The organism is Sorangium sp. So ce385 (assembly GCF_051474135.1).
GTDB classification, from domain to species: Bacteria; Myxococcota_A; Polyangia; order Polyangiales; family Polyangiaceae; genus Sorangium; species Sorangium cellulosum_D.
In genome coordinates this window covers 11240471-11254852 of the sequence record NZ_CP150337.1, presented here as the reverse complement: position 1 = coordinate 11254852, position 14382 = coordinate 11240471, and the positions used below count along the sequence as shown (strand labels likewise).

The 14382-nt window shown below is 73.5% G+C and carries 10 protein-coding genes; 5 read left to right on the top strand and 5 right to left on the bottom strand.

All coding sequences use genetic code 11. The features are described from left to right. Positions 1-46: 46 nt before the first annotated feature. A complete protein-coding gene (locus tag WME83_RS41145) occupies positions 47-1033 on the bottom strand; it encodes a helical backbone metal receptor (protein WP_437315173.1) in 987 nt (328 codons plus the stop codon). 237 nt (positions 1034-1270) lie between these two features. Here WME83_RS41145 and WME83_RS41140 point away from each other — a divergent pair, with 237 nt between their 5' ends. Next, positions 1271-2776: a serine/threonine-protein kinase gene (locus WME83_RS41140; protein ID WP_437315172.1), complete on the top strand. Its 1506-nt coding sequence runs from the start codon at positions 1271-1273 to the stop codon at positions 2774-2776. Here WME83_RS41140 and WME83_RS41135 read toward each other — a convergent pair whose 3' ends face one another. Further along, a complete protein-coding gene (locus WME83_RS41135; protein ID WP_437315171.1) occupies positions 2777-3376 on the bottom strand; it encodes a DUF2231 domain-containing protein in 600 nt (199 codons plus the stop codon). Positions 3377-3863: 487 nt separating this feature from the next. Between WME83_RS41135 and priA the strand changes: the two genes are divergently transcribed. Next, on the top strand, positions 3864-6305 hold the full coding sequence (gene priA / locus WME83_RS41130; protein WP_437315170.1) for a replication restart helicase PriA: 2442 nt from the start codon (positions 3864-3866) through the stop codon (positions 6303-6305). A 52-nt stretch (positions 6306-6357) separates the two neighbouring features. Here the strand turns inward: priA and WME83_RS41125 are convergent, their stop codons facing one another. Next, the gene (locus WME83_RS41125) at positions 6358-6933 is read right to left on the bottom strand and encodes a hypothetical protein (RefSeq protein WP_437315169.1); all 576 of its coding nucleotides are present in this window, start codon (positions 6931-6933) and stop codon (positions 6358-6360) included. 474 nt (positions 6934-7407) lie between these two features. Between WME83_RS41125 and WME83_RS41120 the strand changes: the two genes are divergently transcribed. Then, a complete protein-coding gene (locus tag WME83_RS41120) occupies positions 7408-7857 on the top strand; it encodes a helix-turn-helix domain-containing protein (RefSeq protein ID WP_061622109.1) in 450 nt (149 codons plus the stop codon). Between the two features lie 12 nt (positions 7858-7869). Here WME83_RS41120 and WME83_RS41115 read toward each other — a convergent pair whose 3' ends face one another. Then, positions 7870-8514: an RNA polymerase sigma factor gene (locus WME83_RS41115; RefSeq protein WP_437315168.1), complete on the bottom strand. Its 645-nt coding sequence runs from the start codon at positions 8512-8514 to the stop codon at positions 7870-7872. A 493-nt stretch (positions 8515-9007) separates the two neighbouring features. Between WME83_RS41115 and WME83_RS41110 the strand changes: the two genes are divergently transcribed. Both WME83_RS41110 and WME83_RS41105 read left to right on the top strand, forming a co-directional pair. Beyond that, on the top strand, positions 9008-9916 hold the full coding sequence (locus tag WME83_RS41110; RefSeq protein WP_437315167.1) for a prephenate dehydratase: 909 nt from the start codon (positions 9008-9010) through the stop codon (positions 9914-9916). 241 nt (positions 9917-10157) lie between these two features. Next, positions 10158-12188 carry a hypothetical protein gene (locus WME83_RS41105; protein ID WP_437315166.1) on the top strand — a complete coding sequence of 677 codons (2031 nt, stop codon included), beginning with the start codon at positions 10158-10160 and terminating at the stop codon, positions 12186-12188. Positions 12189-12360: 172 nt separating this feature from the next. On the opposite strand, the gene WME83_RS41100 is transcribed toward WME83_RS41105, so the two are convergent. After that, on the bottom strand, positions 12361-14316 hold the full coding sequence (locus WME83_RS41100) for a bifunctional metallophosphatase/5'-nucleotidase (RefSeq protein ID WP_437315165.1): 1956 nt from the start codon (positions 14314-14316) through the stop codon (positions 12361-12363). Positions 14317-14382: the final 66 nt, after the last annotated feature.

The following is a 14382-nucleotide window of genomic DNA, read 5'->3' as shown; positions in this document are numbered from 1 at the left end:
GGTCGCAGGCGCTCGCGCGCCCCTGAACGGACGATCGCTCCGTGCATCAGGGACGGGCGGCGTCGATGATCTCTCGCAGCCGATTGAGCCCCTCGAGCGCCCGCGCGCCATACCACATGAGGTCCTTGCCATCGCATCGGATCACGCGGCCGCGGCGTGCGGCGGGGATGTCGAGGGAACGAAATATTTCTGCGTCGGCGTCGGTGAAGGCGTGCGGCTCGTCGGGCAGCAGCACGATCTCCGGGGCGCGGGCGACGACCTCGTCGAGGGTGACGCGGGGGTAGCGCACGTCGCGGCCCTCGACGCGCTCGGGCGGGAGCGGCGGCGCCTTGCCCAGGTCGGCCGCGAGCGGGTAATGCCGCGGCCGATCCGCGAAGACGTTCTGCGCGCCGGCGAGGTCGAGCATGTCGGAGATGAAGGTGTCGCCGTGCACGGTCATCAGCGGGTCCATCCAGATCGGGACGAAGGCGCGGAGCGGCGGGCGCTCGCGGCGCAGCGCCTCGGCCGCGGCGTGGGCGCGGTAGGCGGCCGCGACCTGCTCGCGCGCGGCGGGCGGCGGCTGCAGCGCGTCCGGGGCGCCGCCCTCCGGCGCGGACGGCGGGGCCTTCGCGCCGTGGCCGAGCAGGCGCGCCAGCCGGGCGAGGTGCGCCACGCCGTCGGCGACCCGCCTCGGGAACGAGACGAGCACGCGCAGGCCCGCCGCGTCGAGGCGCTCGATATCGCGCTTGTTGTTCTCCTCCTGGTTCGCGACGACGACCTCGGGCTCGAGCGCGACGATGCGCTCGACGTCGGCGTCCTTGGTGCCGCCGACGAGCTCGATGCCCTCGACGTCCCCCGCGGGCGCGACGCAGTAGCGGGTGCGGCCGACGAGGCGGCCCTGGGCGCCGAGCCGGACGAGCGAGTAGGTGTCGCTCGGCACGAGCGAGACGATGCGCCGCGGAGGGGTGCGCCACTCGTGCCGGCGCCCCCGGTCGTCGACGATGCGGATGAACGATCCGGCAAAGGGCTGTCCCCAGCCTGCGCTGAACGTCATGCGCCGGATGTAGCCCGCCGCCGCGCGCGCTGCACGCGATCGGCGCGGCGCGCCGCGCCGGCGGCTCGGGCGAGCGCCATCAGGGCAGGGGAGCCGCGGGGGAGCTGGGCAAAATTCCAATGAAATTCAAATGGTTGGTTCCTTGCGTGGGCTCCCTCCGGGCCTGCGCGGCCGTCCCCGGTGCCCGGGGGCGCCCGCTTAGTTGGCCCGTCCGCGCGAAGTCTGCGAGGAGGGGCCGTGCAGATCGATCGCCTCGATGTGCGTCGCGGAGGCACGCTCCCGTACCCGCCTTCCGGCCTGCCGCCGCTCGCCGGCGGCGCCGGCCGCGAGGAGCGCCCGCTGCGCCGGGCGGCGCCCCGCAGCGGGCGGCCGTTGCCGTGCCGGATCGGCCGCTACACCCTGTTCGACCACATCGGCCAGGGAGGGATGGCCGATCTCTACCTGGCGCGCGTGCGCACGGATCTCGGCGCCGCGCGCCTCGTCGCCATCAAGGAGGTCGCCCCGAAGTTCGCGCACGACCCGCGCTTCGTGGAGATGCTCGCGAGCGAGGCCAGGCTCGCCGCGGGGCTGCGCCACGCGTCCATCGTGCAGGTCGAGGACCTCGGCCGCGAGGACGGCGCGCTGTACATCGCGATGGAGTACGTCGAGGGGTTCGACCTGCGCGAGCTGCTCCGCCGCTGCGCGCGCCAGAAGGTGAAGCTCCCCGTCGCGTTCTCGCTCCTGATCATCGCCGAGGCGCTGCAGGCGCTCGCCTACGCGCACCGGAAGGGCGTCGTGCACCGCGACGTCTCGCCGTCGAACGTGCTCCTGAGCTTCGAGGGCGAGATCAAGCTCTGCGACTTCGGCATCGCCCGCGCGCACGAGCGCTGCGGCGGGACGCTGGACGAGGCGCTGCAGGGCAAGGCCGGCTACATGAGCCCGGAGCAGGCCCGCGGCGAGGCGCTCGACGCGCGCTCCGACCTGTTCGCGGCGGGCATCCTGCTGTGGGAGCTGCTCGCCGGCCGGCGGATGTACAGCGCGGGCGCCGGGGCGGCCCTCTCCAAGGACGAGGCGCGCGTCGAGCTGCTCGAGCTCGCGCGGCGCGCGGAGATCCCGCCGCTCGCGGAGCGCGGGCTCCCCGACGAGGCGGCGCTCCACGCGATCGTGGCGCGGGCGCTCGCCGAGTCGCCCGAGGATCGCTACCCGAGCGCGGCGGCGATGCTGCGGGACGTCGCCGCCTACGCGGCGGCGGCCGAGCTGACGGCGAGCCCGCTGCGCTTCGGGGCGTGGCTGCGCGACAACTTCGGCATGGAGATGGTCGCGGCCCGCCGGGCGCGCGAGCGCGCGGTGCGCGCGCTGGAGCTCGGTCCGCCTGCGGTGATCGAGCCGGTCGCGACGGCGGCCGCCACGCCGCGCGCGATGGACGCCGGCGCGGCGCTCGCGCGGGAGGCGGCGGCGCCCGCGGCGAGGCACGAGGCGGCGGCGAGGGAGGCGGTAGCGCCCGCGGCGAGGGAGGCGGTAGCGCCCGGCGCGAGGGAGGCGGTAGCGCCCGCGGCGAGCGAAGCCGCCGTGCAGCTCGCCAGGGCGGCGGGCGCGCAGGGCGCGGCGCTCGCCGCGGTCGAGCCGCCGTCGCCCTGGGTCAAGCCGCAGCGCCCGCTCGCTCCCCCGGAGCGGCAGGGGCTCGCGCCGCTGCTCCTGCACGGCGCGCTGCTGTTCGCCCTCGCCGCGCTCTGCATCGCGGCCTGCTACCTCGCGGCGCGATAGTCAACCCACGTCGGCGATCGGCGCCTCGGGCACGGGCACCTGCGCCTCCGGCTTCCGCTCGCACGCGTCGTGGCTCACGCCGACGCCGTAGCGGTAGATCAGCTCGCCCCCCAGCCAGCCGCTCGCGCCCGCGAGGCCGAACCCCGCGGTCGACAGCGCGATCCCGAGGGGCCGCAGCCCGACCGCGCGCGAGGCGAGCGAGGCGCCGTACACGCCCGCGATCGCCAGGTTCATGGCGCCGTGGACGAACCCGATCCGCTTCGCCGAGCCGAGCGTCGTGCTCCAGTCGGCGAGCCCCGCGAAGGCGGCCACGAGCGCCCCGCCGAGGCCGATGGCCGTGCTCGCGTCCGCTCCCCGATGGAGCCGCCGCCCGCGGCGGCCGATGCCCGCAAGGTCGAGCACGAGCCCGCAGGACCACGCGCCGATGGGGATGGTCACCAGCACCGGATGCAGCGGGTGCCCGAGGAACTTGCCGTGGAGCACCTTCGCCACCACGGGCGCTCGCCTCAGGACGGAGCGGATGCCGCGCTGAAGTGGGTCGGCGATCCGGTCGATCCAGTCCTGCCCCTCGATTCCCCCCAAGACCGCGGTTCCGATCATGTCCCCTCCTCGCAGGCGCCTCATCGCGCACATTTCCAGCGCATGGCGCCCGCCCCGCCGACCGTCCAGCGGTGAGCCCCTCACCCGGATCCCGAGCAATCGGCGGACCCCACGGGAGCGGCTCGGGCGTTCCCACCCCCTCGGGCGGTGCGTGCCGGTGCGACGCGCGGACACGGCGGCGGAATTCGCTTCTGCAATGGTGAATTGCTGAAATTTCAGATTCGAAACCCAGGAACGCCTCATCTGGAACGAAATACGTTCGGATCGCGAACAGCAGAGGTGGCACGGACGGTGCTCTATGTCCGGGCAGCGCTGCCGGCGCGGCCTTCCCCCCCCCGAGGCCCCGGCGGCGCTTTTTTTTGCCCGCTTTTCGGGAGCGCGGGGACTGCACGGGCGCACCGTGAGCGCCCGTCTCGTGCATTCCTCGTCCCGAGCGGCGTTCTCTGGTATCTCGCCCGTGCCGCGCCGAGCGCGGCCTCCCGGAGCGATGCCCCTCCTCGCCGACGTCGCGGTGCCCGTCCCGCTCTCGCAGGCCTTCACCTACGAGGTGCCGGCCGCGCTCGCCGGCGAGGTGCGGCCGGGGGCGCGCGTGCTCTGCGAGTTCCACCGGCGCAAGCTGCTCGGCGTCGTGCTCGCCGTCAGCGAGCGCAGCGCGGCCATCGACCCGTCCAAGATCAAGCCGCTCGCGGCCCTCGTCGACGCGCGCCCGGCGCTGCCGGCCGAGCTGCTCTCGTTCCTGCAGGAGCTCGCCGCGTACTACTTCGCGCCGATCGGGGAGGTGCTCCGCCTCGCGCTGCCGGCCATCGAGCGCGAGCAGGTGCGGGCGCTCAAGGCGCAGGGCGAGCTCGACGGCATGCTCGATCTCGGCCGGGCCAAGCAGGTGGGCGGCCGCAAGGTGGCGTACGCCACGGCGACGGACGCGGTCGAGGAGCCGGGCACGCTCCGCGGGCAGGCCGCCGCGGTGCTCGCGCTGCTCCGGGCGAACGGCGAGCAGCCGGTCGCGCGGCTCGAGGAGCGCTACGGCAACGCGCGCAGCGCCCTGAAGAAGCTCGCCGAGCGGGGCCTCGTCGCCCTCGACGAGCGCGAGCCGCCGCGCGACCCGTTCTTCCGCCTCCCCGAGGAGCGCGACGTGCCCCCCGAGCTGAACCCGGCGCAGGCCGAGGCCGCGGCGCGCATCGACGCGGCGCTCGCGGCGCTGTCGGAGCCCGGAAGGGCGGCGCTGTCGGCGCCCGGAGACGCGGAGGCGCGCGGGGCCGCCCCGCGCGAGGCGCGGCCCGCCGGGCCGAGCGCGTTCCTCCTCTTCGGCGTGACCGGCTCCGGCAAGACCGAGGTGTACCTGCGCGCCATCAAGAGCTGCCTCGACCGCGGCCGCGGCGCGCTCGTGATGGTGCCGGAGATCGCCCTCACCCCGCAGCTCGTCGCGCGCTTCCGCGCCCGCTTCGGCGACGAGCTCGCCGTGCTGCACAGCGGGCTGAGCGACGCCGACCGCCACGCGATGTGGGCGAGCCTCCACGGCGGCAAGGTGCGCGTCGCCATCGGGGCGCGCTCCGCCCTGTTCGCGCCGGTGCCGGATCTCGGCCTCATCCTCGTCGACGAGGAGCACGACGGCTCGTTCAAGCAGGAGGAGGGCGTGCGCTACCACGCGCGCGACATGGCGCTGCTCCGCGCCCACCGCGCCGGGGCGGTGTGCGTGCTCGGCTCCGCGACGCCTTCCATCGAGTCGGTCGCGCTGGTGCGCCGCGGCAAGCTCGTCGAGCTGCGCCTGCCGGAGCGCGCGCACCGCGAGGCCAGCCTCCCCGAGGTCACCCGGGTCGATCTCCGCCGCTTCGGCGCCGGCCCCTCGGGCGACCCGCTGATCTCGCTGCCGCTGCACCGCGCGCTCGAGCGGACGCTCGCGGCGAAGGAGCAGGCGATCCTGTTCCTGAACCGCCGCGGCTTCGCGCCGAGCGTCGTCTGCGGCTCGTGCGGGAACCTGGCGACGTGCTCGGCGTGCTCGGTCGCGCTGACCTACCACCGCGGGCGGCGCCGCGACGCGCGCCCGCAGGCGCCGGCGGGCGCGCCCCCGCCGGGGCCGCCGGCGCCGCTCGACGAGCGGCCGCAGGGCGGGCTCCTGCGCTGCCATTACTGCGACTACGCGGGGCCGCTGCCGGAGCGCTGCGCGTCGTGCGGCTCGCGGACCCTGCTGCTCGAGGGCCTCGGCACCGAGCGGCTCGAGGCCACGATCGCCGCCTCGTTCCCGGAGGCGCGCGTGGCGCGCCTCGACCGCGACGTGGCGGGCAAGGACCGCTCGCAGGCGATCCTCGCGCGGATGCGCGAGGGCAAGATCGACATCCTCGTCGGCACGCAGATGGTCACGAAGGGCCACGATCTCCCCAACGTGACCCTGGTCGGCGTGGTGAACGCCGACGCCGCGCTGGGGCTGCCGGATTTCCGGGCGGCCGAGCGCGGCTTCCAGCTGCTCGTGCAGGTGGCCGGGCGCGCGGGGCGGCGCGACCGCCCGGGCCGGGTGCTCATCCAGACGCGCAACCCCGAGCACCCCGCGATCGCGTTCGCCGCGGCGCACGACGTGCCGGGCTTCCTCGAGCGGGAGATCCGCGACCGCGAGGAGGTGGGCTACCCGCCGGCCACGCGCCTCGCGCTCATCCGGATCGACGCGGTCGACGAGGGCGTGGGCCGCGGCGCCGCGGCGAAGCTCGCGGCCCACGCGCGCACGTGTCCGGACGGGCTCGCGCGGCGCGTCGAGGTGCTCGGGCCGTCGGCGGCGCCGATCGCGCGGCTGCGCGGGCGGTACCGGTTCCGGGTGCTCCTCCGGGCGCGCGAGCGCGGGCCGCTCCGGGGGACGCTCGCGGCGCTCACCGGGCTGATGCGGGACGGGATCGACCGGAACGCGCGGGTGATCATCGACGTGGATCCGGTCGCGATGCTGTGACCGGCGCGGCGCGGCGCCGCCCGGCGACCGCGCCCGCCGCGCCCGCTGCGCGCTACCCCGGCGCGGCGAGCTCGGCGAGCTCGGAGCGGGACGCGCTCGAGAGCCGCTCGAACTCCGCGCCCAGCCAGTCGAGGAACGCCGCGTCCCACGACGGCCCTTCCGGCCGGGAGGCGATCGCCTCGGCGAGCTCGCGGTCCCAGCGGCCGTACACCTCGCGGAGGAGCGCGTGCGCCCGGCGGCTCGCGGCCGAGGCCGGGTCGGCCTGGCCGTCGACGCGCTCGGCGAAGGCGTCCTCGCAGAGGAAGTAATTGCAGGTCGCCGCCCGCCGCTCGGCGGGGATCGTGCAGCCGCGCGCGCCGTGATAGACGCACTTCGAGCGCCGCGGGGCCGCGGGGCCCTCCCGCTTGCGCACGCGCCGGAGCTCGAGCCCGCGGCTCACGGGGAGCAGGTTGCCGGCGGCGATCTGCTCGAGCAGCCAGCCGCGGCCGGAGAGGGAGACGATGCGCCCGATGTCCGTCCAGTCGAGCTCGGGCGGGCTGACGCAGCACCCCGCGGGGCCTTGCGGGCACTGGCCGCACAGCGTCGAGTGCAGCCGGGTGTGCTCTCTTGAAAGCTCCAGACGGATCATCGATGCCCTCGCCGTCCCCCGAGGGGCCGAGACGGGCGCTCGGGATAGCGCACCTCGGGGACCACGGCTCGCCAGGAATGACAGAAGCGTCCCGCGGTCGCAACGGACGCTGGCCGAGCGGCAATCCGGCGCGGCCCGACGCGGACCCGCGCGGCGACCCGGCGCGGACCCGCGCGGCGGCCCGGCGCGGACCCGCGGCGGCCCGGTGCGGACCCGCGGCGGCCCGGCGCGAATCCGCTCGATCCGCGCGCGAGCCCGGCGCCAAGCTCACGTGCGCCGCGCGTCCGTCGCCGTCAACATGGTGTTCGAAAAGCGCGAGAACGCGCACTCCCGGGCGCTCGTGGAGGAGCTGAATCAGTTATAGTAAGTAACGGGGCATCGACGCGCGGTCGCGGAGGGCGAGACGCGGAGGGTGAGAGAAAGATGCGATCGTCCTTTTCTGGCCGCGGCGGGAGTTGATAGGCTGCGCCGGTCATGGGCGATGCGCTTCCCAAAGAGGTCGGTCGGGCCATTCGCGTGCTCCGGCTGCTGCACGGCCTCAGCTACGCCGAATTCGCCGAGAAGGCGCGCCTCTCTGCGACGTACCTGCGGCAGGTGGAGCGCGGAGAGCGCGATCTCGGGCTCGGCGCGCTGGCGCTCATCGCACAGGGGCTCAACTGCGATGCTCGTCTCCTCCTGCCCGGCGACGGGCGGAGCCCGGTCTCCGCCGTCGTCGCCGATCGCTTCGACCGCGCGCCCGAGGCGCTGCAGGAGGCGCTCCTCTTTCTGCTGATCGAGCCGGACGACTCGCCGAAGAAGCAGGCCATCCTCGCCCTCATCAACGATGATCCGGAGCGCGGCCGCCCGCGCTCCCGGCCGCGGCCCGAGGAGCGCGGCTCGCGCGGCTCCTCCCCCCCGTCGTCGAGCCGGAAACCCGGGCGATGAGCCCCTGCGCGGTCACGGCCGCGCGGACGAGATGAGGATGAGCACCGGCGGCGAGCGGGGCACCGGCGGGCCGCTGCTGCTCTGAGGGTCTATCCCGTCCATCGACGCGAGGCGCTGCGCGGCCAGGAGCTGAAACGCCGCGAGGGCGCGCGTACGCCGCTTGTACGCCGTCGAGAGGGGGATTCCGGACTGGCTCGCGAAGTCCGCCATCGGGACGCCCTCGATGTCGTGGGCCACGAGGACGGCGCCGAGCTCGGCGTCGAGCTCCCGGAGGATCGAGAGCGCAAACAGACGATCGCACTCCGAGATGATCTGCTCCTCGGCCGACGGCTCTTCCAGCTCCGCGTCGAAGTCGTCCGGCAACGGCTCCTCCACGCGGCGCCGCGCGCGCTCCGCGTAGTGGGAGGCGGTGTGGACCGCGATCCGGTTGAGCCAGCGGTCGGGCGGGCCGCGCGCGGGGTCGTAGTTCGCGAAGCTCTCGTGCGCCGCGAGCATCACGTTCTGGGCGACGTCCCGGCGATCTCGGCGCGGCACCCCCAGGAGACGCAGCCAGCGCCGTACGAGCACGATCGTTTTCTTGTTGAAGAGCCGCCAGTAAGCCCCTTCCCTGTCGTTCGGCGGCATTCCACCGTCGCTTCCATGCCCTGTGCCCGGCATTGCGTAACGATCGTTATCACAAGAAACCAAACTTGCAAAACGCGACCGAAGCGATCCCAGGCAGAATTTCGCTCTTTCGGGTGTGCTGATGTGGGTGCAGGTGGGCGTCGCGTCGAGGGCTCGCTCTCCTGCGTATTGCGCAGATACAGGCCGAATCGTTCGGAAAAGCGTCGCTCGACGATGGTTCCCGAGATGTAACGATCGTTCATCGTCCGGCTCCGGCGGCGGGGACCGTGCGTCGCGCCGGCGCGCTCGCTCCGCGGGCCGGCGTCGCGCGTCCTTGGTGAGGTCCAGGGCGGACGCGGCCGGGCGCGCGCCTTCGGAGCCGGACGAGGCCCGCTTTCCTCGCTGGACGCCACGGCACCGCGCCGGTAACAGGCGGGCTCGATGCACACGCTCCACCGAAGGATGCCGGCCCCGCGGCGGGCGATCGCGCCCCGCCGGGGGCGTGTCGCGATCGCGCGCGCGGGCTCTGGCGAGGCGCCCATCCCCTATGTCGGCTGACGCGGAGGGGGCGGCGCGCCGCGGCGAGGCGGCCGGGGCAGGCGACGCGGGGGAGGCCCCGGCGCCGCGCCCGCGGGTCGCCTACTTCGGGCGGCCGGGGACGTTCAGCCACGAGGTGGCGTCGCGGCGCTTCGGCGCGAGCGCGGACCTCACGCCCCGGCGCACCATCTCGGAGGTGTTCGACGCCGTGGCCGGCGGCGCGGCGACCTACGGCATCGTGCCGATCGAGAACGCGGTGGGCGGCCCGATCTACGACACCGTGGATCAGCTGATCCGCCGCGAGGGCACGGGCGCGGCGCTCGTCGTGTGCGAGGAGCTCTCGCTGCACGTCACGCTGTCGCTCCTCGGCAGGCCGGGCGCGGCGCCGAAGCGCATCTATTCGCACTTCGTCCCGCTCAAGCACTGCGGCGACTGGCTGCGCGCGAACTACCCCGACGCGCAGATCCTCGAGGCGGAGAGCACCGCCGAGGCGGTCGAGCGCGCGGCGCAGGACGGCGAGGCCTGGGCGATCGGCAACAAGGGCGCGGCGGCGATCTACGGGCTCGAGATCCTCGTGCCGAAGCTCGGCGTGAAGGGCGAGAACATCACGCGCTTCTTCATCGTCGGCAGGGCCGCCGAGCCGCCGCCCTCGGGCGGGCGGACGCTGCTCCTCTTCGGGCTCGACCACCGCCCCGGCGCGCTGGTGGCGGCGCTGTCCGCGCTCGGGAGACACCATATCAACCTCACGCGCATCGTCTCGCGCGCGCTGCCCGACAGCCCCGAGGAGTACCTCTTCCTCGTCGAGTGCGAGGGCAGCACGGAGGAGCCCGCGTTCAGGGACGCCCTCGCGCAGCTCGAGCAGCACGCGACGGGCGTGCGCTCGCTCGGCTCGTTCCGCGTCAGCCAGAAGTACGAATAGCCGAGTAGGCGCCCCCACCGACGGGCGGAACAACGCCGCTCCAAAGCTGGAAATATGCTCGCGCAGGGTGGCCTGCGTGACTCGTCTGCTCTTTTCGATAGCCAGTCGCGCCTCGCCTGGGACTAGAACGCTCGCCGCGAGCGAACTTGCGTTCATCGACAGGCGAGGTGACATGAATCTACGTTGGCAATGGCTCTTCGTGGTTGTGCCGGCGCTCATGGGTTCTCTGGAAGCGTGTGACATGGGCCCATGGAGGCTGGCGCCGCCGGGCGACGGCGACGGCGATCTGCGCGGCGGGGCGGGGCCGAAGCGGAACCCCGACGGCGCGCGCTGCAGCTGTGATGCGGATTGCGACGGCGACGCGGCCGTCTGCGTGCTCGGCATCTGCATGCAGCGCGCGGAGGGGCCGTGCGCGGCGCCGAACGGCGAGGAGGGCTGCGCGCCCGGCTCGCGCTGCTTCAACACCGACATCCTGGCGGACACGGGGGTGTGTTATCCCGTCTACGATCCAGAGACCTGCGAGGGCGTGGAGAACCGTCACGGCCTCTGCTCGCCTCGGCGCGGCGACGGGTGCAACGCGGCCTGCGGCGCGGCGTGCGCGGAGGACACGGTGGGCCGCGGGCGCGTGGGCGCGGCCTGCGACGCGGACGAGGCGTGCTCGCTGCCCGGCGCGACCTGCTATCGCGACGCGGACCCGGCGGAGCCGAACGGCTGGGTCGAGGGATACTGCCTCGCGTTCGACTGCGAGAGCGACGACCAGTGCGGGCCGGAGGCGGGCTGCTTCCCTGCGGCCGAGGGCGGCGCGCCCGTGTGCATGAACACCTGCGGCAGCGATCTCGACTGCCGGCCTGGGTACGTGTGCCACGTCGTCGACGACGCGCACGGGTCCGCGTGCTTCGCCGGCTGCGACGCCGCCGCGACGTGCCCGGACGGCGCGACCTGCCTCGGCGAGATCTGCGTGCCGGACGAGGTCGCGTGCTCGCCGGACGTCCCGTCCGGCTGGTGCCCGAAAGGCAGCCACTGCGACGGCGGCGTGTGCCGCAAGGAGGCCTTCGGCTGCGAGTCCGAGGGCGACGCGCTGGAGCCCAACGACGACGCGGGAGCGGCGGTGACCGCGCCCGCGGGCGTCACGAAGGAGCTCACCCTGTGCGCGGGGGACGAGGACTGGTTCAGGATCGTGGTGCCGGCGCGGACCATCGTCCGCGTGGGCATCCGGTTCCGTCACGCCGCGGGGGACATCGATCTCGTGGCGTATGACGGCGAGGGCCGCCTGCTCGGCTCGCGCTACGGCGAGCAGTACCCGTACTCCTACCGCGATCAGGAGACGAACACCGAGTTCTACGGGTTCTACTCCGAGCGAGGCGGCGCCGAGTACCTCGTCCGCGTCGTCGGCTACGACGGGGGGCAGAACACCTATGATCTCGACGTGACCTCGTATCCTTATGTCGACGGCCCGAGCTGCGTGGGCGCCGGCTTCTCGTTCGACGAGTGCGCCGGCTTCGGCGACGGCGGCAGCGGGCTCTTGCCGTTCCCGTTCCCGGATCCCGAGGACTCGGTCGTCGGCGGCGGTTACGTCTGGGAGACCTTCAGCAACTACCGCTTCGCGCGGCGCGAGCTCATCATGCTCGTCCGCGACGCGCTGGCCGAGACGCTGCGGGCGTTCCCTGGCACGGCGCCCCTCTCGCTGATCGACGTCTGCCAGATGAACGGCGTCACGCCCGGCTACGACGTCGACGGCCCGCGGCACCCCGAGTCGACGCACGATCAGGGGGGCAACATCGACATCGCGTATTTCCAGACGGACGGGTCGAACGACGGGGAGATCATCTGCGGGGACGGGTCGAAGCACGAGGACGGGTACTGCTCGTCGGCGGCGAAGCGGAAGCACATCGTCGATCTCGAGCGGGAGGCGTTCTTCATGGCCCGGCTGTTCCGCTCGGCGCGCACGCGCGTCATCGGGGTGGACAAGATCATCGCGCCGTTCCTCTCGAAGACCGCCGAGAAGCTGAACGCCCTTCCGAACAGCGACCCGAGGAAGATCACCGACGGCGAGCTCGCGAGCTTCTCGGACCGGATGGCGTACGGCGACGGGTGGCCGTATCACCATCATCACATCCACCTCAGCATGACCTGGTGGCCGAGGCGGGTCGCGGGCGACGGCGGTCAGGCGGGCGCGTCGTTCGCGGCGTCCCCAGCCATCCACCGTTCGCCCGAGCTCGCGGGCGAGCAGCGGATGACGTGGCCTCCGCGCCCCGGCGCGGTGAAGCGGTGAGCCGTTAGAGAAGAAGAACAACCACAGAGGGCACAGAGGAAGAGAGGAGAGAGAGGAAACATCTTGTCCTCTCTTCCTCTGTGCCCTCTGTGCCTCTGTGGTTCAATCCTCTCTTCTCTTCTCGTGTCTCGCCGCTGGCGAACGACCCGCTCGTCGGCGGCGAGGCTCCCGCTCAGGGCACGACCGTGATCCGGTCGAGCGCGGGCGGCGCGATGGGCGAGCGCGCCGCGAAGTAGTCCCGCAGGGCGTCCAGATCGAGGGCGCCGCCGAGGCGATCGGCGCCGTCGTTGAGCACGGTGAAGCCGTCGCCGCCGGTGGCCAGGAAGCTGTTCACCGTCACGCGGTAGGTCCGCGCCGCCTCGATCGGGACGCCGTTGATCCGGATCGAGGCAAAGTCGACCTTCGAGCCGATGGGCGCGCTCTGGCTGTACGTGTACGTGAAGCCGTCCGACACCTGCAGGATCAGGCTCCGCGGCGCGCCGGTCGCGTCCACCCGGAACTGCTGCTCCAGCAGCTGGTCGATCTGCTCGCCCGTGAGGGTCATCACGACGAGGCTGTTGCCGAAGGGCTGCACGGTGAAGATCTCGCCGAACGTGACCACCCCGTCCGTGAGCTCGGTCGACGAGGCCGCGTAGGTCAGGTCGGAGCGGACGCCGCCCGGGTTCATCAGCGCGACCTCGGCCCCGCCTTTGCTCGCCTCGCGCGTGGCGGCGAGCTGGGCGTCGGCGATGACCGCGCCCATCGCGAACAGCCCCGCGCCCATGGCAGGGACCGCGCGGTCGAGCGTCGCCGCGATCGTGCCGACCTGGACGTTGGCCAGCGGCGCCGAGAGGTCCTTGTAGCGCCTCACCAGGGCCTGCACGTCCTCGTCGTACGCGTCGTGCGTCACGACGACGTTGTTCGCCGTCTTCGCGGTCACCTCGCCCGTGGTCCTGCTGATCTCCAGATCGATGTCCGTCACCAGCCGCCCGAACGACGCCGCGCTCGTCACGATCTTGTCGCCGAGGAGGCAGTTGTACGCCTGGTGCGTGTGCCCGGTGACGATCACATCCACGGCGGGGTCGACGTTCGTGGCGATCTCGATGATCGGGCCGGAGATGTCGGGGCACTCGTTGAAGTGGCCTGTCGGGAGCCCTCCCTCGTGGAGCACCACGACGATCGCCTCGATGCCCTGCGCCTGGAGCTCCGGGACGATGTCGTTCACCGTGTCGACCTCGTCCATGAACGAGAGCCCCGCGACGCCGACCGGCGTCACGATCGATGGGGTGCCCTCGAGCGTCATGCCGATGAAGGCGATCTTCACGCCGTCGAACTCGCGGACGTCGTAGCGCGGGAAGAGCGTCCTGCCGGTCGTCGTGTCCACGACGACGTTGGCGGCGAGGAACTTGAAGCTCGCGCCGGCGAAGAACGTGCCGTCGGCGCAGCCGTCGACCGGGCTGCACCCGCCGTACTGCATCCGGAGGAGCTCCGCGGTGCCCTTGTCGAACTCGTGGTTGCCGACGCCGTTGATGTCGAGCCCGAGGAGGTTCATGGCCTCGATGGTGGGCTCGTCGTGGAACAGCGCCGACACGAGCGGGCTCGCGCCGATGAGATCGCCGGCCGAGACCACCACGGTGTTCGGGTTGGTGGCGCGGAGCGCGGCGACGCGCGAGGCGAAGTAGGCGACGCCGCCCGCGTTCACCTGCGTTGTATCGGGCAAGGTGATCCTGCCGCTGTTGCCCGTGGGGTGCTCCAGGTTGCCGTGGAAGTCGTTGAAGGCGAGGACCTGCACGCTCACGGTGTCGCCGCCGCCGGTGCCGCCTGCGCCGCCGCCGCCGGTGCCGCCTGCGCCGCCGCCACCAGTGCCGCCGCCCTGTCCGCCGGTGCCGCCGCCCTGCCCGCCGGTGCCGCCGCCCTGCCCGCCGGTGCCGGTTGCGCCCCCGGTCCCTGAACCACCGCCGCCCGAGCCGGTCCCCGTGGCGCTGCCGGTGCTGCCGGTGCTGCCGGACGCATCGCTGGGGCCGCTCGGCTCGTCGTCGCCGCAGCCCGCGCCGGCGAGCGGGGGCACGCACAGCAGGGCGCCAAGGAGCGTGACCCGCCACGCCCGCGCGCATCTCCCCAGGACTCCGGAAGCACCGCTCGCTCTCATCTCCGCTCCTCCACTCCGCCGCGCTCGCGCACTAGGCTCTCACATGCTGGGTTCGCGTGGAAACAG

Excerpts from the sequence above, each read along its gene's own strand:
- WME83_RS41145 (WP_437315173.1), bottom strand. The coding sequence starts at position 1,033 with ATGACGTTCAGCGCAGGCTGGGGACAGCCCTTTGCCGGATCGTTCATC.
- WME83_RS41135 (WP_437315171.1), bottom strand. The coding sequence starts at position 3,376 with ATGATCGGAACCGCGGTCTTGGGGGGAATCGAGGGGCAGGACTGGATC.
- priA (WP_437315170.1), top strand. The coding sequence starts at position 3,864 with ATGCCCCTCCTCGCCGACGTCGCGGTGCCCGTCCCGCTCTCGCAGGCC.
- WME83_RS41125 (WP_437315169.1), bottom strand. The coding sequence starts at position 6,933 with ATGATCCGTCTGGAGCTTTCAAGAGAGCACACCCGGCTGCACTCGACG.
- WME83_RS41120 (WP_061622109.1), top strand. The coding sequence starts at position 7,408 with ATGGGCGATGCGCTTCCCAAAGAGGTCGGTCGGGCCATTCGCGTGCTC.
- WME83_RS41115 (WP_437315168.1), bottom strand. The coding sequence starts at position 8,514 with ATGCCGGGCACAGGGCATGGAAGCGACGGTGGAATGCCGCCGAACGAC.
- WME83_RS41110 (WP_437315167.1), top strand. The coding sequence starts at position 9,008 with ATGTCGGCTGACGCGGAGGGGGCGGCGCGCCGCGGCGAGGCGGCCGGG.
- WME83_RS41105 (WP_437315166.1), top strand. The coding sequence starts at position 10,158 with ATGGGCCCATGGAGGCTGGCGCCGCCGGGCGACGGCGACGGCGATCTG.
- WME83_RS41100 (WP_437315165.1), bottom strand. The coding sequence starts at position 14,316 with ATGAGAGCGAGCGGTGCTTCCGGAGTCCTGGGGAGATGCGCGCGGGCG.